Genomic DNA, 22,217 nt, shown 5'->3' with positions numbered 1-22,217 from the left:
TCCCCCCGCTATCGCCGATCGGAGATGGTTTCCCGCGGGCGAGGCATGCAACCGGGCTTGTCCGGAAAGGAAGGAGCTCCACGACCGCGTTAGCCAGAAGTTCGAGCCGAGGGAGGAAGGGCACGCGTCCCGACTCATGCCGCACGTATCCTCGACAGGAAGCCTTGCACCTCACCGTCCAGGTGACTGCCCTCTCCGGAGAGAGCCTGCGCGGATGACAACAACTGGGCGGTCGCAGCCTCGACCTCGGCAGCACCGTTGTTGACATCGACAAAGCTCGCGGCCACCTCCTGCGTGCCCTGCGCGGCTTGATGCACGTTGCGCGATATTTCCCGGGTCGCCGCTCCTTGTTCCTCGACCGCTGCCGCGATCGCCGTGGAAATCTCCGAGATGTTGCCGATCGTCGCGCCGATCTCCTTGAGCGCCGCAACCGAATCGTTCGTCGCTGCCTGCATGGCGACGATCTGCACACCGACCTCCTCGGTCGCCTTGGACGTCTGAGCCGCCAACGCCTTCACCTCGGACGCGACGATGGCGAAGCCTCGCCCGGCCTCCCCTGCTTTCGCGGCCTCGATCGTGGCATTGAGCGCCAGCAAATTGGTCCGCTCGGCGATCGAAGTGATCAGCCTGACCACGTCGCCAACCCGCTCCGCTGCTTGGGAGAGTTCGTTGATACGAGCATCGGTCTTCGATGCGTGGTCCACTGCCGCGGTCGCAATTGCGTTCGCTGCATGCACCTGCCGTCCGATCTCCTCCACCGAGCTCGCGAGCTCCTCGGCAGCCGCGGCAACCGCCTGGACGCTCTCCGAGACGTGCTCGAACGTTGAAGCCACTTCGCCCGACCGACGCTGGGTGTCCCCGGCCGTTGCCGCCAGCGATGAGGCAGACACTTCCAGCTCACTCGCCGATGACGACACGATCGTCGCAGTTCCGCCGATTGCCTCATCGAAATCGTCGGCCAGTCGCTGCAACGTCTCTCCACGCCCGCGCCGGCGGGCCTCCATGTAGACGGAAATGGCCATGCTCATGTCGAACGTCGCGACCTTGATGATGGCCCTCTGCAGATCCGCCTTCCTCTGCTTGGCATGCCGGTCGAATACTCCAGACATGCCGCCAGCCAAGGCTTGCAACATCCCCGAGAGCACCAGGCCGTACCCGGCGATGTACCAGCACAGTTCGAAGCCCATTCTGGCATAGAGCAACTCGCCGATCCGGGTGACCGAGGCTTCGTAGGCCTCATCGAAGGTCCCGTCGAGCATGATCGACCAATGCTCCACGTACATCGCCTTGCTATCCTTGATCTGATCGGGGCTCGCGATCAAATGGGCGGTCCGCTCAAATCCGGCGTAATGAACGAAGTATGTGTCGAGCTGCGCCTGCAGATGCCGCAGGATCAGATCCTTCGACTGCCGCAGGTCCGCCAAGGCACGCTCATCGATCTGACTGAATGCGAGCCGCTGTCTGGTCTCTTCCTGTTTCATTCTGCTTTCCCGTTCATTCTGGCCAGAGCGCCACTACAAGAACATGTCGTCCAGATCTTCGGAATTCTGGTCAGCCGAAGCCGGCGCGCTCGATTCGATCGAAAAGAACTCGTCGTAAGTTCTCCGCTCGTCTTCCATCGTGTAGACCGATCGCAACTCCTCCCTGAGCCCCTGCTCGACCGCATCCGGATCTGGATTGTCGGAAGCGGTGGCCATGAACTGCTCCAGCTTGGAGTGGGCGAGGCGCCAGCCATTGCTGATGCGCTGCCGGTCCGAAACGCGTTGCGATGTCATTCCGAGCAACCATACGGTTCGCCGCCCGACGGTCTTGATCCTCTCTGTGCTCGCGCGCAAACGACCCGCAACGCGCTCGAATACGCCGATCGCAGCCGCGGCACCTTCCCTTACTGCGTCGATCTGTTGCGAATCCAGCGCGTTTCGCTCGTTCATGAGGACCTGTGTCTGGTCATCCGCACACTTCAGGCCCGCCATGATCGCACTGGCCGCCGCGACGGTCTGATTGGACAGCTCGCGCAATTGCTGGGCAACGGCACCAAGACCGCGCCCCTCCTCGCCGTCATCCACGCTGCAACACTGGATCGTGGCGTTGAAGCTCAGCATTCGAATCTGCTGCTCGATCGCCCGTATCGATTGCAGGTGCCCGACCATCTCCGCCACGGAGCGAGTGACGTCGTCAACGATTCGCTCTTGCTCCACGCGCGCGCGCTCGAACTCGCCGAGCAGAGAGCATATATGGCGCAGCTCGCCCGCTATTCGCGACAGCGATTCACTGCCGGCCGACAGCAAGGTTTGCGCCTCGTTGCTTCCGTCATTCAGAACCGCAACCGCATTCTTCGACAGGCCATTGATGTTTTCGGCAAGATCGGCGACCTCGCCTTCGAAGCGGCCGATCGCCTGGTCGAGCTGTACGAGTTGCAGACGGCCGATCGCGGCCATGGCCTCCTGCGAAGCCTGAACGTGCGATCGGTCGCGGAGCAACCCGCAAGCCTTCTCCACATGCTCGATCCGCTGCCGGGTAATATCCCCGATCTGCAGGGCGAAAATGGCCCTTCCGATCCCGCTACGGATCTGGCTCGTCGTAGCGGCCCGTTCGTCCGCGATTGATTCTACCTGCTTCCGAAACACCGCAATGGTCTCGAGTTCGGATTCGAGGGTTTTCGCGATCTGAGCGATTGTGTTGCCGTGACGGGCCACGAATGTGCTGTTCGTGAGTCGTGCAGCAGTGAGCCGCTTCGAGAGCCGTTCGTAGCCGAGTGAAAACGCATCGACGGCCTCGTTGACCTTCTGCGCCAGGGACGCCATGTCCGACGTGAACGCGGTCACGTCTTGGTTGCTCGCGCCGAACCCAGCCGCCACGATGCGGGCATTGGTCGAGATCTGTCCGATAGCACGAACGGTCGCCCGAAGATCGGACATCGGCTGCTCGACCCGCGCCGTCATTTCAGCCAGCAAGCCGACGTGGTCTTTTTCGTCGGCATGCGACACGGCGATCGCATTCACATGATCACGGATGTCGACCAGCGTCTGCGCCGCCGTCGAGAACTCGGCGCTCGAGAGCTCGACCGGCAACGCTTCGTGGGCGGCAGAGAGGAGTTCGAGCAGCTTGACACAGTTGCCGAGACCGTCACCCATCTGCAGGAACGATTGCTCGATCGCCTGGCGAGGCCGGGCGAGTTCGTTGGCGACGCCCCTGAGCAAGAGGTCCTGATAGCGCAGTGCAGCGCCGCCACGAACCGGCGGACGGGTCGCCTCCCGTCCGCGCGGCTCGGCGGCGTTGCCGCGATCGGAAACGGCAGGCGCACCCTGGTTCATCACGCCGCCCCCTTTCCGCGGCGCGCGTCATGAACCATCTCGGCGGCGATGCGATCAAGCGGAAGAACCTTGTCGGCGGCACCGCGCTGGATCGCTTCCTTCGGCATCCCGAATACGATGCAGCTTTCCTCGTTCTGCGCGATCGTCCTCGCGCCAGCCGCTTTCATCTCGAGCAATCCACGAGCCCCATCGTCACCCATGCCGGTGAGGATGACGCCGACGGCGTTCGGCCCGGCGGCCTGGGCCGCGGAGCGGAACAGCACGTCGACGGAGGGGCGGTGGCGCGACACCGGAGGCCCGTCCTTGATGGTCACGCGATATTGGCGGCCGGCGCGCTCCAGCAGCATGTGATGGTTGCCTGGTGCGATCAGTACCCTGCCGGGCAGGACGGCATCCCCTTCTGCAGCTTCCTTAATCGACATGGCACACAACGAATCCAGCCGCCTCGCGAACGCCGCAGTGAACTTTTCCGGCATGTGCTGGACGATGACGATACCTGGCGTCGCCGCCGGAAGCGCAACGAGGACGTCACGCAGGGCCTCGGTGCCCCCGGTCGACGCGCCGATGCAGACGATCGGGTCGGTCGGCGGCGTCGTGCGCCCCGGGCTGACTGCAGGAAGGATGACGTCGGCGGTGTGCCTCGCCTCGACCCGAACTGGCGCCACGACCCGCCCTCGGGGCGACCGACGCGAATGTGCCGCAGCACGGAGCACATCGCAGATTCGCATGCGCGACTCCTGCAGGAACTCCGCAGTATTGACTCGCGGCTTCGACACAACGTCCACCGCTCCAGCCTCAAGGGCCTTGATGGTCGTCTCCGAACCTTCCTCCGTCAGCGAAGAGCAGATCACCACCGGTATGGGCCGCTGCGCCATGATCTTGCGCATGAACGTCAGCCCATCCATTCGCGGCATCTCGATGTCCAGCAGGATGACGTCGGGAATCTCCTGGCGGATGCGTTCGGCGGCAATATAGGGATCCGACGCCGTCGCCATGACTTCCAGATCGGCGTCGCTCGCAATGATGTCACAGAGCGCTCTCCGCACGGAGGCGGAATCGTCGACGACCAGGACGCGAATCTTTCGTCGCGCGAAAGAGCGATCTGCTGCGTCGGTCTGCGTACTGCCCATGATCGCCTCAGACACGCTGGAATACCGCCGGCGCACACTGGCGCAGCGGCAGGCTCGAGCCGATCACCGATTCCGAGTGACCAAAGATCAGGAAGCCGCCGGGGCGCAGGTGGCTGGCCAGACGGCCCGCGACCGCCTCTTGTGTCGGCTTGTCGAAATAGATGAGGACATTGCGCACGAAGATGACATCCATCTCGCAATCGAAGGGGTACCGCTCGTCCATCAGATTGAGACGGGCAAATCGTACCTTGCGCCGCAATTCGGGGACGATACGAACCTCAGCCTGGCGCGACGACACGCTGCCAAACATGACGTAGCGATCCCGCATCGACGGGGGCACCGGAGCAATCATGTCCTTCGGATAGATCGCCAGTCTCGCCTGGGTGAGCACCTCCGTCGAAATGTCCGTGCCCAGAATTTCGAAACTGAGTCCCGTGATCCGCTCGGCGACGTCAGCCATGACCATCGCCATCGTGTAGGCTTCAGCCCCAGTCGAGCTCGCCGCGCTCCAGAGCTTGATCGTCGGCCGCTCGCCGGGCCTGCGCAGCTTCAGAAGCTTCGGCATGATTTCATGTTCGAGACATGAAAAATGCTCGGCTTCACGGAAGAAATCGGTCTTGTTAGTGGTCACCGCATCGATAAGGTAAGTGAATTCCTCCCTGAGCCCTCCCTGATCGAACAGGTACGCGCAATAGGCCGAGAGACTGCCGTGACCGAGATGTCGCGTGCGCCGACGCAGCCGTCCCTCGACCATCGTCCGCTTCGCCGGCGGCAACTTGATGCCGACGTGGTCGGTCACCAGACGAGCAATTTGCGCGAACTCCCTGTCCGTCAGGCGATCCGCCGAGGGCGGTTCATATGCGGGCTCAATACGACGAACGACTTGTGACATTGGCAATCGGGTTCACACTTCTTGCGCATTCGGAGGGCCATCCGGCAGCCCACACGTGATTTTCTCTCACCAATACAACGACGCTGCGGCTCTCAGGCTGCCCGCTCCACGACGGCAATGTCGGAAGCGGCGAACAGGCAGCCCAAGTCAAACACGGTCACGAATGCGCCGTTGCGCCGCCCGATGCCGGTAATGCACTTGGCGCTCCAGCTCGTTCCGATCTCGGGCGGCGGCTCGAGATGATTGCCGTCGAGTTCCGTGACCTCGAAGACCCGGTCCGTCTTGAGTCCGAGCGTGAGCTCACGCCCTCCGACCGTGACCTGCAGCACGATGATGCGCGTGGTCTCGGTATCCTCGCCGCTCTCGAAGCCCAGCTTCAGCCGCAGATCGACCACTGGGACCCCTTGGCCTCGCACATCGATCATGCCGAGAAAGCACGCCGGAGCGTTGGGCATCCGTGCAATCGGCTGCATCTGAAGGATCTCCCGCACCCTCTCCACCGGCAGGGCGAAGCGTTCATCGCCAACGCCCAGCGTGACGTATTGTGCACTTTCTGCCATTGCAATTCTCCATTCAGGTCGCCCGGCCGAGACCAACTTCCCCGTGCCCTACCCCTACAGCCGGCACCGTGGTATCCACCCGACTCGGGAAGAGAGACGCGGACGAGAGCGTCCGCGTCAGTCTTGCATCGAAGTTCAGGTCACGCCGCGCCCGACCGCTTGAACTCTGCATCGAGTTCGTCAGCCTCGCCGCCCATATCGAACGAGAAGCCGCCACCGCCGCCCGTTTTGCTCTTGCGCCTGACGATGCCCGGCGCGGCACTTGCCACCCGCTCCTGCATGCCGGCAACTGCGTTCCTCGCAGGCGCCTTCTGCGCAACATTCGCCGCGGCGGGCGCAGAGCGGCGCTGAACCGCCGGCACTTCGGCACGAGCACCTTGTTCGTCGAGGCGGAAGTAGCTGATGGTTGCCTGCAGCTGCTCGGCCTGGCTGGCAAGCTCCTCGGCGGTCGAGGACATTTCCTCTGCCGCTGAGGTGTTCTGCTGCGTCACCTTGTCGAGCTGCTGGATCGCCGTGTTGATCTGGCTGGCGCCGGCGTTTTGCTCGTTCGTCGCCGACGAGATCTCCGCAACGAGGCCTGCGGTCTTCTGGATGTCCGGCACCAGCCTCTTGAGCATTTCGCCGGCCTGTTCGGCGGCCTTCACGGTGTCCATCGATAGGGTCGAGATTTCGGCCGCTGCCGTCTGGCTGCGCTCGGCGAGCTTGCGCACCTCCGAAGCCACCACAGCGAAGCCACGGCCATGTTCGCCAGCACGGGCGGCTTCGACCGCCGCGTTGAGGGCAAGCAAGTCGGTCTGCCGCGCGATCTCCTGCACGATCAGGATCTTCTCGGCAATCGTCTGCATCGCCGTCACCGCATTGCCGACCGCCTCGCCGCTGGCGTTTGCATCGTCGGCCGATTGGCGGGCGGTCTGCTCGGTCTGGACCGCATTGTCGGCATTTTGCTTGATGTTCGCGGCCATCTCTTCCATGGACGACGATGCTTCCTCGGTCGATGAGGCCTGCTCGGTCGCCCCCTGGGAAAGCTGCTCGGCGGCCGCGGACATCTCCTGGCTGCCGGCCGTGACGTTGTGCGTCGCCGTCATCACCTCGGAGACGACCTGCTTCAGCTTCGACACCATGGTGTTTAGCGCATCGATCAGGTCCTTGATCTCGTCGTTGGATTTGACCGTCGCTGTCGCGTTGAGATCGCCGGCTGCGACGGCATTGGCGAGGCCGAGTGCGCTCGCGATCGCACGACTGATGTTCAGGACGATCCAGGTCGCGGCGGCGACCGCCAGCAGCAACGAGCTGACCAGCAACGAGATCAGCAGCAGGCGCGATTGCTCGTACTGCGCCCGCGAGTCGCGCGCGGTCTGCTCCATGGCCGACTTGGCCCGGGCCGAAACGGCGTCAAGCGCAGCCTGCATCTTCAACCAGATCGGCCGGCTCTCGGCCTTCAGGAGCGCGAGTGCTTCGCTCTTCTGATTGTTGCGGCTGAGCTCGAGCACGCGGTTGTTGATGGACGCGCTTTGCTCCGAGACGGTCTGCACCGTATCAAGCAGGCGATTGCCTTCCGCATCAGCCAAGCGGCGCGCGTTCTCCAGGGCCGCCTTGGATCCGTCTCGCGCCTTGGCCAGATTTTCTTCGGCGGCCTTGACGTCAGCCGGATCGCTGTTCAGGAGGTGATAGCGAAGCTCGCGCTGAATGCGGAGCTGGTCAGCGCTCAAACTTTGAACGGCATCCCTGAGCGGCGCGGTCCGCGCGACAATTTCCGTCAGCCGATCGTCGATGCCGGCGAGGGCATTGATCCCCATCGCCATGCCGACACCGGTCATGACCAGGATGGCGGCAAACGTCACCCCCAGCTTTGCCTTCAGCGTAAATCTCATAGTCAACCCCTTTTCTGAGAAACGGACGGCCCAGCGTCGCCCGTTGCGAAAATTCTCCCCATCTCGGGGATGATAATGAACTCGTCACCACGCTTACCGATGCCGTGAACGTATTTCGGCCGCCAGCGCATGCCGATCTTCGGCGCCTGCTCGATCGTAGCTGCTTCGATCTCGCTCACGTCGTGCACGCGGTCGGCAAGAACGGCAACAATCGTCGGCTCGCCGTCGAGATCGATTTCGATCACGACGATCCTCGTATTCACGTCCGGCGGCGGCCGGTCCATGCCGAACAACAGGCGCAGATCGGCGAGCGGAACGATGCGGCCCCGCACGTTGATCAACCCGCCGACGAACGCGTTGGCATTCGGGACTTCCGTGATCGGCACCACGTCAAGGATCTCGCGCACGCTTTCGGCGTCGATCGCGAACACCTCATCCTGCAGGCGGAGCGTCAGCGCCGTCATCGCCCGGCCGGCATGACCGGGATGAATACCAGTTCTCATGCCGCCCTCCCGATCCGCTCATCGCGCAGGCGGCTCTCGAACTCCTGACCGAAGCTCACGAGATGAGCGACGTCGAGGATCAGGGCCACCGTGCCGTCTCCAAGGATGGTCGCGCCCGAGAAGTTTTCGACGTCGGCGTGAAGCTTGGAAAGCGACTTGATCACCGTCTGGCTGTTGCCGATCACCTGGTCGACCACCAACCCGACCCGGGATTCGCCGGCCGACACGATCACCACCTTTTGGTGCGGCTCGATCGCGGTCCTGGTCTTGAACAATTCACGCAGGCGAAGGAACGGCACCAAATGGCCGCGGATATTGAGGAAGTTGCGGCCGCTATTGCCAGCTTCCGCGTCCCTCGGCAGCTCCACGCACTCTTCCACCGCCGACAGTGGAATCGAGTAGCGGCCCTGCCCGACCCGCACCAGCATGCCCTCGATGATGGCAAGCGTCAGCGGCAGTCGCAACGTCACCGTCGTTCCGCCACTTGGTCTCGAGCCGAGATCGATGCGGCCGCGCAAGCCCTCGATAGTGCGCTTGACCACGTCCATGCCGACGCCTCGACCGGACAAAGCCGTGATCTCCTTCGCGGTCGAAAATCCGGGATGGAAGACCATTTGAAAAAGATCGTGGTCGGCAAGCTTTGCGTCGGGCGCGATCAGGCCGGCCTCTTCGGCCTTGGCGCGGATTCGATCGGCGTCGAGGCCCGCGCCGTCGTCGACGATCGAGATCGCCACCTCCGAGCCGGTGTGCACGGCGGACAGGCGCACCTGCCCGCGCGCGGCCTTGCCCGCGGCAATCCGTCGGCTCGGAACCTCCAGCCCATGGTCGATCGAATTGCGGATCAGATGAACCAGCGGGTCGGCCAGACGCTCGATTACCGTCTTGTCGAGCTCGGTGTCCTCGCCGGCGGTCACGAAGTCGACCTCCTTGTCGAGATCGTGCGAGAGATCGTGGACGAGACGGCGAAAGCGACCGAACAACGAGCCGATCGGCACCATGCGGATTCCCATGGTGGTGTCGCGCAGGCTCGAAGCCAGGCGCTCCATCTCCTCCGCAACATTCTTCAGATTGCCATCGTCCGAGGCGACGGCAAGCTGAGACAGCCTTGCTTGGGCAATGACCAGCTCGCCAACGCGATCCATCAGCTCGTCGAGCCGCTCCGCGGCAACGCGCACCGAGGTGCCACCCTTTGCGCCCGCGCCGGTGGAGTCGCGCGGCTTGTCGACGTCGACCGCCTTGGTCGTCGCAGCCTTGTCGTCGCGCGGCGATTCAGCGACGGTCCCGGCTAGCGTTTCGATCGACAGCTCCATCCCGTCGGCAATAAAGATGAATACGTCATCGATCGCTTGGCGCGGGCGATCTGTGCTGACGACGACCTCCCAATCCAGGTAGCAGACCTCCGAATCGATCGATTCCAGCGGAGGCACCGCATCGACCGCGACGCTCACCTCGCAAGGCCCGAGCTCGCGCAGCTCATTGAGCAGCAGAACCGGGTTGGCACCGAGCACGAGCGCGTTTTCGGCCAGACGAAACTTGACCCGCCATGTTTGGAGCGGGCTCTGGACTCGTGACGGTTCGGCTGCGCTCGCCTGGGCATCCGCGGGTGCGAAGCTGTCGGAGCGACCGCTGTCCTCGTCGCTCGAAACGATCGCACGCAGCTTTTTCAGGATCGTCTCGCCATCCGCAGCGTGTAGGCCGGGCTCGGCGATCAGCCGGGCGATGTGGTCCTTTGCGGCGAGCGCCACCTGGACCAGTGGCGGACTGACCGCCACCGAGCCCTTCCGCACGCGGTCGAACGCGGTCTCGAACTCATGGACGAAGCCTGCCACCTCGTCGAAGCCGAACATTGCGCCCGACCCCTTGATAGTGTGCAGCGCCCGAAACGCGCAATCGACGAGATCGCGATCGTCTGAGGACGTGCCGAGATCGAGCAGCGCCTCCTCGAGCTGGTCGAGAAGCTCTCGCGCTTCCTGATGGAAGACGTCCCGGGGATCCATCACCGTCATGGGCCGGCGACCTTCTTGATGACGGCCAGCAGCTGGTCCTGCTTGAATGGCTTCACCATCCAGGCCGTCGCGCCCGCCTCCTTTGCCTGACGCTTCATGTCCTCGTCCGATTCCGTCGTGAGAAAGATAATCGGCACGCCGGTGCTGGATGGATGCGCGCGAAACTTGCGGATGAATTCGATCCCGTTCATCCTGGGCATGTTGAGATCGGTCACCACCGCGCGAATCGGGTTGGCCGTTGCCTTGGCGTAACCGTCCTCGCCGTCGATAGCTTCGAGCGTGGCGTAGCCCGCTCCCGACAGTGTCAGCGACACCATCTGCCGAATCGAGGCGGAATCGTCGACCACCAGAACGCTCTTGCTCATGCTCCAATCTCCGCCTTCTGCAACTCGCCACCGGCCCAGAATTCTTCGTCGACGCGACGACAGGAGCCGTCGTCACCGAGAAATCCCGTCTTCGCCAGCGTGGCCCTGAACGCGCCGCTAGATCCCGCTGCAAGCGTCAGCTTGCGCCCACGCTGCTCGGCACTCTTACGCGCGCTCACGATCAACTGAATGATGCTGACATCGATGCTGCTGACGTCGCTGACATCGATTTCGATTTCGCGGGAGGCGCTGATGGCGTCCAACAGCAATCCCTGCGCCTGCTTTGCGTCGCGCAGGGTGAGACTCCCCTGCAACCGCACGCGGCCTTCCGAATCCCCAACCGAGATCTTCATGAAGCCTTCGGTCCCCTCCTCACACCGCGAAACGATCGCGACCACACTGCTTGTGATTTCGACGTGTTCGCCAACTTGAGGTGGGGGAGTTAAATCAAATCTTACTATCGCGTCTCACTTGCGTGATGCGGATAGGATTTGCGGAAAGCGGATGCGAAGACCGTGTTTTTGCGGAGCTGCTTGCGCTCGCGTTCGCGTTGTCCTCGCTCTCTCTATGCGCAACCGAGATACGCACTCGTGTCGCGGTCCCTCCGCATGCATGAATTTGCTTCGCGACCAATGCGCGATCCGGATGTCGCGTTCGTAATCCGGATAGCTCGCGCATGGGTTTGGCGTTGGAAGGCGCGCTTGCTCAGTGAACTGTTAACCCGGAATCTGCAGATATGGCGAGGTGGGCTCGTCGCTTCGCCGGAGCAGCCTTCAGTGCAGTTGCGTTTTCCTTGCGTCCCGTTTCTCCAACCAATGGAAGGCACATATGGCACTTCAACCCATGCACACGATCGTATTGGCGACTCAAAAGGGAGGCAGCGGCAAGAGCACGCTCGCCATCAGCCTGGCGCTGGCCGCGAAGGAGGCCGGTCACAATGTTCGGCTGATCGACGCCGACCCGCAGGGAACGCTCGCAAGCTGGCGCAGGCGCCGTGCCGGTGCGGAGCCAATTGTCGAGACCGTCCACACCGTCCAGGAGATTGAGCCACGCCTGCGCGCGTTCAGGGACTGCGGCGTGACGCTGACCATCATCGATGCGGCGGGCGGTGTCAGCTCGGCAAGGACGGCGGCGATTCGCCATGCCGACCTATGCCTGATCCCGACCAGACCGACCACGGCCGATATCGAAGCAACGGCATCGACGCTCAGCCTTGTTCGGGCCTGGAATAAGCCATTTGCATTCGTTCTAAACCAGGTGCCCAGCCGCGGCCGCCGCACCGACGACGCCGCCGAAACGCTTGCGGACGAGGCGGCGGTCGACCTCGGTGACGTGCTCGCGCGTCCCTTCATCGTCACGCGCAATGATCACCAGGATGCGTTGAGTGCCGGACTGGCGGTCAGCGAGTACGCGCCGAAGAGCAAATCCTCAGACGAGATCCATCGCCTGTGGCACTGGATCGAGGCCCGGCTTGGCGCCGTCGTATCGGCCGATACGGGTGCGACCTCGCCCTTTGCAGAACTGCCTCTGCCGATTCGCGCAGAACCCGCTGCCTTCATCTTCTGACCCCGGCACGGAGCTAGGCGATACACCGCACCCCGGCACGCAGATTGCTTGCCGGATTGCGGGATACGGCCACTCTTTTCGGATATCGGATATCGTGAGGCGATATTTTCGGAACTGCGAGCGCTCATCACTCAATCCTCGGTTGAGTGCAACAGATCCAATCGGAATCCGAGTGAGATGGCGGGATAACCTTCGTAGGACTTGAACGTTCGTGCGTGCTCGTGCTTGCATCTGCTTGCCGGGATCTCTTTCTTGACGAGTTACGACTTGCCAAAGGATCCACTTCGCGAAACTCCAGTCGTTCAAGGTTCGAATTTCGAAGATCTCCTCGCCTACTACCGATCGCGCCTGCTGCCCCTGAAAATTACCCCGCCGAATCCGCGTGCCGGATTCCGGTGGTGGTCGGATTTTGCGGCGGGAGCGGGCGTGAGCGTCGTTCGCGCAGCGTATTCGAGCAGCTGGTCCTACGGTTCGGACAACGATACCGAGAACCTAAACCTATGCTTTCTCAATGCCGGCGGCTCCGAACTGACGATCGGCTCGAGAACCTTTGAGCAGACCACCTCGCGCCTGGCCATCTACGCGCAGCCGATGCTGCGACGGCAGGCCGTATTTGTTCGCAACGAAGGTCTCACCGGAGCGACGATGCGCTTCGACGCGGGCACCGTGGCCCGGCTGCTGGTCGACATGTTCGATGGAGCGCCGCTGACCAGCCTCAATCTCACGCCCACCATCGATCTCTCGAGCCATTTGGGAAGAACCCTGCAGTCGATTGCCTGTGCACTGGCGAGCGGCATGCGCGACGAACAGTTGCTCCTGCGGTCACCCAAGGCCATGACCTTGCTGACGGAGGCCGCCCTCCGATTGATTCTCGAAGAGGTGCCGCACCGCCTCTCTGCGAAGCTCGAGCAGCAAAACGGAGCTGTCGCGCCGCAGCAGATCAAGCAGGCGATCGACTACATGCGGGCCAATCTTCACCTGCCGCTGACGATAAGCGACATCGCGGCAGCGGTCGGCATCAGCAGCCGCTCTTTGCAGCTTGGTTTCCGCAAGCACTGCGAGACGTCACCGGCATACTATCTGCGGGGCGTCAGACTCGACGCGGTCCACAGCGAGTTGTCGTCGCCCGGAAATACATTGCCGGTCAGCGAAGTCGCCCTGAAGTGGGGATTTGCCCACATGGGACGCTTCGCAGCCCAGTATCGCCGAACCTTCGGCGTTGCTCCGTCGGAGACAGCCAGGCGCGCTGGCTCGTCCCACGTCCTCCGTCGGCAACCCTAGGAAGACAGGATGGCTCTGACCGGAATCGAGGCAAACCTGATCCGGCTCGATCACGCCGCGCGGATACCCTTCAGGAACCGCTGCACTTCCGTGCCCAGCTCTTCGCCCTGCTTGGCAAGCAGGGAGGAGGCGCGCTGCACCTGACTCGATGCGGCCACCGTCTCGTCCGCGGCATGGCTCACACCGGCGATGTTCGAGGAAACGTCGCCCGTGCCCCTTGCCGCCTGTTGCGCATTGCGCGTGATCTCCTGCGTTGCAATGCCCTGCTGCTCCACGGAGCCGGCGATCGCGGAGGCAATCTCGGAGATACGGCGAATGATCTGACTGACTTCGCGAATCGTCGTGACGGCCTCTTGCGTTGCGGTCTGAATTCCGGCGACCTGTTGCCCGATCTCGCTCGTGGCCTTCGAGGTCTGCTCGGCAAGCGTCTTGACCTCGGACGCAACGACGGCAAAACCTCTTCCCGCCTCGCCCGCACGCGCCGCCTCGATCGTGGCATTCAGCGCCAACAGATTGGTTTGCCCGGCGATCGTGTTAATGAGTTCGACGACGGTGCCAATCTTCGACGCAGCCTCGGAGAGCGAGTGAATGCGCTGATCGGCACTTCGCGAAAGTTCAACCGCTTCGGTCGAAATCCGTGTCGATTCGTCGGCCTGCCGGCCGATCTCGGTCACGGACGAAGCCATCTCTTCGCTGGCCGAGGCGACGGACTGAACGTTGGTCGAAGCCAATTCCGAGGCCGCCGCCACATTGCTCGCCCGGTGCGTCGTCGTCTCCGCAGTTTGCGCCATGGTGCCGGCGGTATCGTTCAACTCGGTCGAAGACACTGACAAGGCCTCCAGCGCGACGGTCACCTGTCGTTCGAAGTCGACGATCAAGCCGTCGACGGTCCTCTGGCGCTTGGCCCGCTCGTCCAGCAGAGCCTCCTGATAGACCGAAATCGCGAAATCCATGTCGAGCATCACGGCACAGTCCACGGCAGTGATGACGTCCCGCAGACGGGCCCTGTTCCACCGATAGGTGGAGATCGCGAGGTCCGTGAGGTGCGACAGCACGAAAGCGTAGCCCCCGATGTACCAGCGCGGCTCCAACCCGATCATGCTGTGCACAAGGCCGATCCTTCGAACACCCTCAACGTAGGCGCCATCAAAATGACCGTCGAACATACGTGCCCAGTGTGCAGATTGGGCGCCCTGCAGACGCCCCATCTGGTTGCCGACCAGCTTCGCCAATGCCGGGTTGTCCGCAAGATGTTTATAGAATCCTTCGAGGATTGCAGGCAGCGCCCTTTCGACGACCGGCCAGAACTCGCGTAGCGCCGCGCCAGTCTTCTGATCGATGCGCAAGAAGCGAAGGCGGCTCTCGCGATCAGTACGGTCATTCGAGTTGTCAGTCATAGTCCCCCACAATGTATTCGACGTCCCCGCGCTGGCGAGGCACAGACGGCCGCGAGCGTGAATGCATCCGCGAACCAGTGCTGTTGGGAAGTAGACGCGGGGAGATCAAATCAAAGCTTAACTATAGTGGCGCGGTTGCGCGATCCGGACTGATTGTTCGGAAATCGGATGTCAGACCTGCACCGACCTCGTGCAGCACGTGGCGGTGCATTGGCGTTCCGCCCACGCAGCGACAGCCGTACCTTCTCACCAGAACGAGACCTGCCGCTTATCTCGGCTCCGTCCATGACCCCGGACATTCGATCCGCCAACTTGCGTAATCCGGACAGCTTTTGCGCAAACTGGATAGGATCCGACCGCTTTGCCTTCGCAAGCTGGTTGAAACGAAAGTCTCGCCGCGCGATGGAACTATACTGCCGAAACGGCGTGTGGTGAGATCTATATTGCAAGATGCATTCGAAGAGGCGCCCGTCCTGTCCGGAGCAGGCTTTGAAGACCTGCTTGCCTCGTTTGGCGCGCACTTGTTCTCAATCAAGGTCTCCCCTCCAAGCTCCGATGCCACGTTTCTCTGGCGATCGGATATTTCGGCAGGACAAGGCGTCAGCGTCTGGAGGACGCGATATTCCGCTGACTGGTCCTACTCGTCGGAATCGCCCGAGGACGACCTCGTCATGGCATTTCTCTCCGCTGGCGCTGCTGACATAACCGTTGGCACGCGAAACGCACAGAGAACGCCATCGACGATCGCCCTCGCTCCGCTATCAATGTTGCGGCGTCATCAGATGAAGGCGGTAGACGGAAGCTATGCGAACGTCATGCTGCGGTTCGATGCCAGTGTCGTCGCGGGCGTGCTCAACGCGATGTTCGGCCATGCGCCTTTGACGAAACTGGACTTGACGCCGACGGTCGATCTGTCGACCTACACGGGTCAAACTCTCCTTCAACTGTCGCGCACGATCGTTTCGGCCACGCAGGGGCAGCAACTAGGGAGGTTCTCGCCGAAGGCGATGGCCCTGCTCACGGAGGCCGCCCTGCGATTGGCGTTCGAGAGTGTGCCGCATCGCTTCATCGACAAATTGGATCAATATTCGAGCGACGTTGCGCCTCGGCACATTCAGCGTGCCATCGATTACATGCGCGCCAATCTGCATCACCCGCTCACGATGATCGACATCGCTGCAGCTGTCGGGATCAGCGAAAGATACCTGCAGCTAGGATTTCGCAGATTTCGAGATACCACGCCTGCAATGTATCTGCGACAGATCAGGCTCGAAGCCGTTCATGCGGAATTGGCGCGCCCCGAAAACCGCCTTCCGATCAATGAAGTCGCGCTGAAATGGGGCTTCACCCATATGGGCCGTTTTGCGGCGCAGTATCGCGCGACTTTTGGCGTCCCTCCCTCCGAGACCGTCAAGCGTGCCCTTGGCAGCTATTAGCCTCACAATGCAGGGTCCATCCATCGTTCCACGATACATGGACCGCGAGAATCACGTCAGCGCCTGATGCGTCAGAGCGCTGACCCGGGAAATCTCCTCAGAGGCGTCGCCCAGCGTACGCAAGATGCCCGCAACACTCGCGAGTTGCGAGGAGAGCTGGGACTTGATCTCCGTCGTATACAATTCGGTCGGCTCACCGTCTTCGCACGCGAGAAGCGCGCACTGCAAACCATCGAGGGTCATAAGACTGCACTGCAGACTTTCGATACAACCAACGATGATCTCGCAGGCGGACGTCGCCTGCTCAATTCGGCTCGAATCGATTTGGAGCTTCGCCTGAACGTCAAGCGCGAGGTCCGGCCGCCGCAGCTTCGCCAACGAATCCACCTGCTTTTCAAATCTGACGACCGTTCCCATGATCTTCCCCTTGCGCGCAATCGGATCGCGGATCGCCACGATCGCCAAATTGTGCCGCACCAAGAGATACCTCAAAGGATAATCAAACATTGCCCGCGGAGTGCTGCTTGCAGGATACGGACAGCCCCTTCGCGAACTGGATAGATCCGACGCACGGTCGATGGCGGCGGCTTCGCGCCACGATGCGCGTCCGCGGCGTCCGCCGACATGTTGCGGATTAAGGCCGGATATTCTGCTCAGTTGCTTTCGGAAGAGCGCATCCCGCGCGCTGCCCTGCGGGTCTCGGAAGGCGACTGGCCGTACGCGGCCTGATATTTGGCCGCGAAGCGCCCCATATGCGTGAAGCCCCATTTCAGCGCCACCTCGCCCACCGGCAGCGTGTTCTCGGCCAGTGATAGCTCGGCATGCACCTGCTGGAGGCGAAGATCGCGCAAGTACGCCACAGGCGTCGTTGCCCGAAATGTCCTGAAGCCGTGCTGCAGCGAGCGCTCGCCGATTCCCACCGCTTCCGCGATCTCCGCGAGCGTGAGCGGCTCATGCATATGTGCACGCATGAAATCGACGGCGGCCCTAATCTGGCGGGGAGAAGCGTCCGTTCCGTGACGGGCCAGCCGGTCAATGAAGCGGTGTGGAAAATTCTTGAAGACCAATCGGGGTATGGCCTCGCGGAGCAGCGCGATCGCCTTCGCCGACCTGATCGACTCGTCCTTCATTGCCGCTGCGATGGCGTGGACCAGCGACCCAAGGGTCTGGCCCGCGGGACTGTCGAGGTCCAGTAGCGGATGGAGCTCGATGTTCTCCAGCGTGGCATCCTGGAAGATGCTGGTGAGGGTTCTCCTGACGTCCGCCGCCTTGAGTTTCAAGGACATGCGCCCATGCCGATCGTCGGTACCATGCGCCCACGTCTTCGAAATGTCCTTGACGCCGAGCACCAGGGCGCGGCTCGAATCGGCTTGCAGGGACTTGCCACGGATCTGAGCGCCAAACGTGCCAGAGGCCGGGAAGACGAGACAAAACCTCTCCTCGTCGCGCTCCGGCCAGCAGGTCCACTCGGTCTCCGTTTCCAGTTGCCACCAGGAGAGCCTGTTGGCCATGGCGAACTGGGCACGCCACTGACCTGCCCTGCGGGGCCCGTTCAGCTCGATCCTCACGTCGGGCACGAGCACCCTGAAGGTGCTCAGCAAACGCTCGTGGCTGTCCTTGCCGCTATCGAGCTCGGCAAACATCGAGGGCTCCTTCCCGATGGACGGGCGATCTGCGAGATACATGCAATGTGGTGAAATCTATCGCCAACAGACGCCCGCTTCTCCGATGAAGCGGTTGTCAAAGCTCCGGGCTGACGAACGGCCGAGCCGGCAATAGGACTAAGTTCTTATCGACCATGGGATGGCCCAAAGGGCCGGTCAACTCCGGGCGAGCCCGGATGTTGCGCTGAGCCCGACGATGAAGCAGCCTCCTTGCGACTAAAGAAACTATGCGCATAACTTCTTTGCGAGAACCGGGGGGGTTGGGGCCGGCGATTTCAGGTCGGATTATCCCGAGGAGCAGGTCGAGCGCGTCTGCAAGGCGATCATGATCACAGAAGAACAGTGGGACAAGCTGGTCACTGATGGCCGCGTCAAGCTGGAGGAACTTGAGACTGAAAAGGCCGCACGAGCGGCGGGCACCGCCGAAATTTTGCCTTGGCCCACACCGTGACGATCCAGTTTTCGAACGGCAAGCGCCAGGAGATTGGGTACGTTGACTGCAACCTGTTCGAATGCTGGGAGCAGCTTGAGGACGAACACCATTCCTACAGCGATCCCGGGCCCGGCCTGATCCGTTTGCCGTATGAGGGCTATCACCAAACGGTGTTCCTCAACCCGGAGGCATTGGATTACGTCTCATTTCCGACCCACAAGGTGGAAGGTGGCCGTGTCGAAAGTTATGACGATGGACTGACGGATGAAGGTGAGATTGAGGCCGCAAGGGACCAAGGGACGACGCCAAGACGATCAAGCAGCCGAAGGCCAAAAAGGAGCCCCCACAGAGAAAAGCGGCACAAAATGAAGCCGAAATACAAACGCCGCGCCACCCTCACCGATCTAGGCTCCCTTCTGCAACACCTTAACTCCAACGCCAACGCGTCGAATTCCGCACGACCTTCGCGCGCGAGGATGGTTGAAGCGATCAATTTGTCGCAACAAGTACATCGCCTGGACAAACGTCGATCGCTACCCAGAGGTTTTGAAAGACACGCACCTCACAACGCAGCGCAGAAGCACTACTATCGCGCGGCTTATTGCTGACCCGTATCCAAACGCAGATCTATTGCTGCGGAACCGAGCTCCTGGTCCCGTGCATGAACGCCAGCATTTCTTCCAGGGTCAGCTTGCCATCCTTGTTGCTGTCCATTGCCTTAAAAATTCGTTCGTGAGCGACCTGAAACTCCGCCAATGAGACGGTACCGTCGCCATCAGCATCCATCAGCGCGAACATCATCCGAAACATCATGGGTGGCCCCATCGTGTCCCCGCCCATCGTGCCACGGCCCTTCATTCCGGGACCCATCATTCCCATCATGCCTCCGCTGCTCATCCCCTGTCGCTGTTCCGACTGCCTTGGAGAATTTGTCTGGTCGGGAGTCGACACTTGGTCTTGTCCGGGATGGTGGGCCTCGTGATCGGCTGCCGATTGGCCCAGAGCGGGATAGCTCAAGGTGGCAAATAACAGCGTCATAGCAATGGTTCGACGTCGCATGGGTGTTCCTCCGGCTTCGTGTAGCGAAACAAGTGCCGATCCTTCGGTTCGGCCTTAGCTCCCACGCGGTTTGTGTTTGACCAAAATCTATCAAAGCAACGAGCTCAACCCGCGCACTGATGCAAATCAATGGGTCAGGAGCGCTGAGCGACCTCGATCCAATCCAGGCAAGCGCAGCGATGTGCGTTCGGCGTGGATCGCACAGCTCCGCTGTCGCCTATGCCGCCACGGCTTCGTAAATATCCTCCTCTTGGGCCGTGTGCATGCGCACCAGCGTTTCAATCGCCTCGATCACCCGCTGGGCGTCTCGGACAAGATAGCGGTCGACCTTCTCTGACGGCAGATCCTCCACGATCCGATCGAGCAGCCGGGTCAGGTGCAGAATTTCCCGATGGGCGCGGCTCATGGCAGAGAGGCCATGGCGCTCGCGGAGCACCTCCGCAAGCTTCGGATAGACGCTGTCCTCATCCGCGCGCTCGTGCATGACAACGCTGCTCTGAACGATGCACTGAGCATCCCCAATCAACCCCACGGCGGACTCGGGCGTCGCATCGTCCAACGCATCGACGATCTTGCGCAAGCGGTCGAGATCCCTGAAGAGGACCTGATGATCGTGATGCAATGCCAACCCCTGCTCCACGGTGATGCCTGCACCGCCGCGGGCAAGGGCCGGAGTGAGCGCCCGCAATGCGTTCAGAATGACTGCAACGTCGATTACCTCCTGGACTATGGCCGCAGGCACGGGATCAAGCCAACCAACGGTAGCAGCTACCATTGCCACCAATGACAACCCCATGCCGACAACGATGCTCTGCAAGGCGATGCGTCGTGCTCGTTGTGCGATGATGATCGCTTCGCCAACGCGATCGAGCCGGTCGGCCAAAATCACCACATCGGCAGCCTCGGACGACGCGGTCGCACCGCGCGCGCCAAGCGCGACACCGATATCGGCCACGGCCAGTGCAGGGGCGTCATTGATGCCATCGCCGACCATGATGGTCGGATGCAGGCGCTGCTCGGTGCGGACTGCCTCGACCTTGTCCGAAGGAACGCGGTCGGCCAGCACGGCGTCGAGGTCTAGCGCTGCACCGATGGCCTGCGCTGCCGCGGCGCGATCGCCCGTAACCATCACCATTCTCGCGATGCCCGCATCGCGCAGCAGCCGGATCGCCCGCGGCGTATCAGCCCGCAACTCGTCGGCCAGCAGCAGCGCGCCGATCGGACGCCCGTCCACGGCGACGAAGACGATCAGCGCCGAGCGCCACGAGGCGCGCCGGATCGCCCGCAGCTCCCAAGGCGACAGTTCGGGATGCGAGCGAAGCAGCTCTCGCGAGCCCGCGGTGACCTGGCGTCCGTCGACCAGACCGCTCAAGCCGGTGCCCATGGTCTCCTTGACCTGTTCGGGCGCTTTCAGCTTGAGGCCGCGCTCGAGGGCCGCGGCGACGACCGTCTTCGCGAGCACGTGATGCGAGGCCTGCTCGAGCGATGCCCCAAGCTTGAGAACCTCGTCCGGGTCCTCCCCGGGAGCGACCTCAACCGAAAGCAACCGTGCCCCTCCCACGGTCAGGGTGCCGGTTTTGTCGAACAGCACCGTGTGCGCGCGAGCCAGCGCCTCCAGCGCCCCTCCACCCTTGGCGAGGATGCCGCGCCGGGCCGCTCGCGCCACCCCGGCGATAAAGGCGACCGGTGCAGCCAGGATCAGGGGACAAGGCGTCGCCGCAACCAGCACAGCGAGGCTGCGGGTCAGATCACCTGAGATCCGCCACGCCACGAAGGCGATGACGAGCGTCACCGGCAGCAGGATCAGCGCAAAACGATCGGCCATCCGCACAAAGGGAGTCTTCGCCGTTTGCGCCGCCGTCACCATGCGCACGATGCCGGCGTAGGTGCTCTCACCGGCCGGCGCGGTCACGGTCAACTCGAAGGTCTCACCCGCATTCAGCGAACCCGAAAGAACCGCGCTACCGCGTGTCTTCTCGACCGGAATGGGTTCGCCGGTAACCGCGGACTCGTCGATCGTGGCCGAGGCCGAACCAACGAGACCGTCGACCGGCACGATCTCACCGGCCCTTACCAGGAGCTTTTCACCGACCGACACTGCCTCGATTGGGACCTCCTCGATCCCCTCGTTGCTCTTGCGATGTGCCTGCCGCGGTGCCCGATCGACCAGGGAACGCAGGTCACGCTCCGCACGAGCGATCGCTATATCCTCGAGCACGTTGCCGCCGGAATACATCAGCGCAACCACGGCCCCGGCAAGCGGCTGGCCGAGCGCCAACGCGGCGCTCATCGACAGCAGCGCAATCGCGTCCACTCCAAGTCGGCCGCTCAGAAGATCCCTGACGATCGAGACCGCCAGTCCGCCGATCACCGGCGCGGTGCCGAGTTCCCATGCAAGATCCGCCAGATCAGGCCGGCCCGCCACCCGCGCGAGAATACCCGCACTCAATCCTGCGATTGCAACCACAACCAGGGTCCATCGCAGGACCCGCTCAAACGACATGGCTTCGTTCCATAGTTACACGGACGCCACTCTCTCCCGAAACCGGCTTCGTCGCTTGAGCAGAATCAACCGCCGAGACGAGGGAATGCTATCCGGAAACCGTCCTCAAGAGACAGCCATGACCTGGATCAACATCTGTCCGATCGTTGGATCGATACTTCGTTGCGATCAGCTTGGAGGCCCTTTCAAAATGGATCAACTCCGAAAGGCTGAGGAACGGGCTTGGCGTGCCGACCG

Annotated in this window: 20 protein-coding genes; 5 read left to right on the top strand and 15 right to left on the bottom strand. The window is 62.3% G+C overall.

The features are described from left to right. Positions 1 to 134 precede the first annotated feature (134 nt). From JQ587_RS12395 to JQ587_RS12350, 10 genes are all read right to left on the bottom strand, one after another. Positions 135 to 1,481, bottom strand: a complete 1,347-nt coding sequence (locus JQ587_RS12395) for a methyl-accepting chemotaxis protein (RefSeq protein ID WP_249154277.1) — start codon at positions 1,479 to 1,481, stop codon at positions 135 to 137. A 33-nt stretch (positions 1,482 to 1,514) separates the two neighbouring features. Further along, the gene (locus JQ587_RS12390) at positions 1,515 to 3,314 is read right to left on the bottom strand and encodes a methyl-accepting chemotaxis protein (RefSeq protein ID WP_212425466.1); all 1,800 of its coding nucleotides are present in this window, start codon (positions 3,312 to 3,314) and stop codon (positions 1,515 to 1,517) included. Beyond that, positions 3,314 to 4,444, bottom strand: coding sequence for a protein-glutamate methylesterase/protein-glutamine glutaminase (locus JQ587_RS12385; RefSeq protein ID WP_212299185.1), 1,131 nt, complete (start codon positions 4,442 to 4,444; stop codon positions 3,314 to 3,316). Before JQ587_RS12385 ends, JQ587_RS12390 begins: the two co-directional genes overlap by 1 nt. A gap of 7 nt (positions 4,445 to 4,451) precedes the next feature. Beyond that, the gene (locus tag JQ587_RS12380) at positions 4,452 to 5,336 is read right to left on the bottom strand and encodes a CheR family methyltransferase (protein WP_212298741.1); all 885 of its coding nucleotides are present in this window, start codon (positions 5,334 to 5,336) and stop codon (positions 4,452 to 4,454) included. Positions 5,337 to 5,428: 92 nt separating this feature from the next. Beyond that, positions 5,429 to 5,896 carry a chemotaxis protein CheW gene (locus tag JQ587_RS12375; protein ID WP_212298742.1) on the bottom strand — a complete coding sequence of 156 codons (468 nt, stop codon included), beginning with the start codon at positions 5,894 to 5,896 and terminating at the stop codon, positions 5,429 to 5,431. 140 nt (positions 5,897 to 6,036) lie between these two features. After that, positions 6,037 to 7,767: a methyl-accepting chemotaxis protein gene (locus JQ587_RS12370; RefSeq protein WP_212425465.1), complete on the bottom strand. Its 1,731-nt coding sequence runs from the start codon at positions 7,765 to 7,767 to the stop codon at positions 6,037 to 6,039. 2 nt (positions 7,768 to 7,769) lie between these two features. Next, the gene (locus tag JQ587_RS12365) at positions 7,770 to 8,231 is read right to left on the bottom strand and encodes a chemotaxis protein CheW (protein ID WP_212425464.1); all 462 of its coding nucleotides are present in this window, start codon (positions 8,229 to 8,231) and stop codon (positions 7,770 to 7,772) included. 35 nt (positions 8,232 to 8,266) lie between these two features. After that, positions 8,267 to 10,276 carry a chemotaxis protein CheA gene (locus JQ587_RS12360; protein WP_212425463.1) on the bottom strand — a complete coding sequence of 670 codons (2,010 nt, stop codon included), beginning with the start codon at positions 10,274 to 10,276 and terminating at the stop codon, positions 8,267 to 8,269. Beyond that, positions 10,273 to 10,641, bottom strand: coding sequence for a response regulator (locus JQ587_RS12355; protein WP_212425462.1), 369 nt, complete (start codon positions 10,639 to 10,641; stop codon positions 10,273 to 10,275). Before JQ587_RS12355 ends, JQ587_RS12360 begins: the two co-directional genes overlap by 4 nt. Then, on the bottom strand, positions 10,638 to 11,039 hold the full coding sequence (locus JQ587_RS12350; protein ID WP_212425461.1) for an STAS domain-containing protein: 402 nt from the start codon (positions 11,037 to 11,039) through the stop codon (positions 10,638 to 10,640). Before JQ587_RS12350 ends, JQ587_RS12355 begins: the two co-directional genes overlap by 4 nt. Positions 11,040 to 11,484: 445 nt before the next feature. On the opposite strand from JQ587_RS12350, the gene JQ587_RS12345 reads away from it, so the two are divergent. Together JQ587_RS12345 and JQ587_RS12340 are read left to right on the top strand one after the other, a co-directional pair. Further along, positions 11,485 to 12,207, top strand: a complete 723-nt coding sequence (locus tag JQ587_RS12345; protein WP_212425564.1) for a ParA family protein — start codon at positions 11,485 to 11,487, stop codon at positions 12,205 to 12,207. A 252-nt stretch (positions 12,208 to 12,459) separates the two neighbouring features. Next, positions 12,460 to 13,488: a helix-turn-helix transcriptional regulator gene (locus JQ587_RS12340; protein WP_249154276.1), complete on the top strand. Its 1,029-nt coding sequence runs from the start codon at positions 12,460 to 12,462 to the stop codon at positions 13,486 to 13,488. Between the two features lie 50 nt (positions 13,489 to 13,538). On the opposite strand, the gene JQ587_RS12335 is transcribed toward JQ587_RS12340, so the two are convergent. Further along, positions 13,539 to 14,885: a globin-coupled sensor protein gene (locus tag JQ587_RS12335; RefSeq protein ID WP_212298749.1), complete on the bottom strand. Its 1,347-nt coding sequence runs from the start codon at positions 14,883 to 14,885 to the stop codon at positions 13,539 to 13,541. Positions 14,886 to 15,328: 443 nt separating this feature from the next. On the opposite strand from JQ587_RS12335, the gene JQ587_RS12330 reads away from it, so the two are divergent. Beyond that, positions 15,329 to 16,321 (top strand): AraC family transcriptional regulator, encoded by a 993-nt coding sequence (locus JQ587_RS12330; protein WP_249154275.1) that lies wholly within the window; start codon positions 15,329 to 15,331, stop codon positions 16,319 to 16,321. A gap of 51 nt (positions 16,322 to 16,372) precedes the next feature. Here JQ587_RS12330 and JQ587_RS12325 read toward each other — a convergent pair whose 3' ends face one another. Together JQ587_RS12325 and JQ587_RS12320 are read right to left on the bottom strand one after the other, a co-directional pair. After that, positions 16,373 to 16,828, bottom strand: coding sequence for a hypothetical protein (locus tag JQ587_RS12325; protein ID WP_212425460.1), 456 nt, complete (start codon positions 16,826 to 16,828; stop codon positions 16,373 to 16,375). Positions 16,829 to 16,974: 146 nt separating this feature from the next. Beyond that, a complete protein-coding gene (locus tag JQ587_RS12320) occupies positions 16,975 to 17,964 on the bottom strand; it encodes a helix-turn-helix transcriptional regulator (protein WP_212425459.1) in 990 nt (329 codons plus the stop codon). 346 nt (positions 17,965 to 18,310) lie between these two features. On the opposite strand from JQ587_RS12320, the gene JQ587_RS36890 reads away from it, so the two are divergent. Continuing rightward, the gene (locus JQ587_RS36890; RefSeq protein WP_283815616.1) at positions 18,311 to 18,436 is read left to right on the top strand and encodes a hypothetical protein; all 126 of its coding nucleotides are present in this window, start codon (positions 18,311 to 18,313) and stop codon (positions 18,434 to 18,436) included. Next, complete coding sequence (locus JQ587_RS12315) at positions 18,421 to 19,026, top strand: hypothetical protein (RefSeq protein WP_212425458.1); 606 nt, start codon at positions 18,421 to 18,423, stop codon at positions 19,024 to 19,026. Before JQ587_RS36890 ends, JQ587_RS12315 begins: the two co-directional genes overlap by 16 nt. A gap of 19 nt (positions 19,027 to 19,045) precedes the next feature. On the opposite strand, the gene JQ587_RS12310 is transcribed toward JQ587_RS12315, so the two are convergent. Next, positions 19,046 to 19,477, bottom strand: coding sequence for an EF-hand domain-containing protein (locus JQ587_RS12310; protein WP_212425457.1), 432 nt, complete (start codon positions 19,475 to 19,477; stop codon positions 19,046 to 19,048). A 217-nt stretch (positions 19,478 to 19,694) separates the two neighbouring features. Next, on the bottom strand, positions 19,695 to 21,980 hold the full coding sequence (locus JQ587_RS12305) for a heavy metal translocating P-type ATPase (protein WP_212298754.1): 2,286 nt from the start codon (positions 21,978 to 21,980) through the stop codon (positions 19,695 to 19,697). Between the last annotated feature and the right edge of the window lie 237 nt (positions 21,981 to 22,217).

Source organism: Bradyrhizobium manausense, assembly GCF_018130615.1.
Classification (GTDB): Bacteria; Pseudomonadota; Alphaproteobacteria; order Rhizobiales; family Xanthobacteraceae; genus Bradyrhizobium; species Bradyrhizobium manausense_A.
The sequence above is the reverse complement of the archived record's forward strand: the minus strand, read 5'-3'. Positions and strand labels throughout refer to the sequence as shown.

Bases quoted from the DNA above. Each gene is read 5' to 3' on its own strand.
- JQ587_RS12365 (WP_212425464.1), bottom strand. From the start codon at position 8,231: ATGACGGCGCTGACGCTCCGCCTGCAGGATGAGGTGTTCGCGATCGAC.
- JQ587_RS12380 (WP_212298741.1), bottom strand. From the start codon at position 5,336: ATGTCACAAGTCGTTCGTCGTATTGAGCCCGCATATGAACCGCCCTCG.
- JQ587_RS12360 (WP_212425463.1), bottom strand. From the start codon at position 10,276: ATGACGGTGATGGATCCCCGGGACGTCTTCCATCAGGAAGCGCGAGAG.
- JQ587_RS12345 (WP_212425564.1), top strand. From the start codon at position 11,485: ATGCACACGATCGTATTGGCGACTCAAAAGGGAGGCAGCGGCAAGAGC.
- JQ587_RS36890 (WP_283815616.1), top strand. From the start codon at position 18,311: ATGATCACAGAAGAACAGTGGGACAAGCTGGTCACTGATGGCCGCGTC.
- JQ587_RS12395 (WP_249154277.1), bottom strand. From the start codon at position 1,481: ATGAAACAGGAAGAGACCAGACAGCGGCTCGCATTCAGTCAGATCGAT.
- JQ587_RS12375 (WP_212298742.1), bottom strand. From the start codon at position 5,896: ATGGCAGAAAGTGCACAATACGTCACGCTGGGCGTTGGCGATGAACGC.
- JQ587_RS12305 (WP_212298754.1), bottom strand. From the start codon at position 21,980: ATGTCGTTTGAGCGGGTCCTGCGATGGACCCTGGTTGTGGTTGCAATC.
- JQ587_RS12335 (WP_212298749.1), bottom strand. From the start codon at position 14,885: ATGACTGACAACTCGAATGACCGTACTGATCGCGAGAGCCGCCTTCGC.
- JQ587_RS12370 (WP_212425465.1), bottom strand. From the start codon at position 7,767: ATGAGATTTACGCTGAAGGCAAAGCTGGGGGTGACGTTTGCCGCCATC.
- JQ587_RS12390 (WP_212425466.1), bottom strand. From the start codon at position 3,314: ATGAACCAGGGTGCGCCTGCCGTTTCCGATCGCGGCAACGCCGCCGAG.
- JQ587_RS12310 (WP_212425457.1), bottom strand. From the start codon at position 19,477: ATGCGACGTCGAACCATTGCTATGACGCTGTTATTTGCCACCTTGAGC.
- JQ587_RS12355 (WP_212425462.1), bottom strand. From the start codon at position 10,641: ATGAGCAAGAGCGTTCTGGTGGTCGACGATTCCGCCTCGATTCGGCAG.
- JQ587_RS12325 (WP_212425460.1), bottom strand. From the start codon at position 16,828: ATGTTTGATTATCCTTTGAGGTATCTCTTGGTGCGGCACAATTTGGCG.
- JQ587_RS12320 (WP_212425459.1), bottom strand. From the start codon at position 17,964: ATGTTTGCCGAGCTCGATAGCGGCAAGGACAGCCACGAGCGTTTGCTG.
- JQ587_RS12385 (WP_212299185.1), bottom strand. From the start codon at position 4,444: ATGGGCAGTACGCAGACCGACGCAGCAGATCGCTCTTTCGCGCGACGA.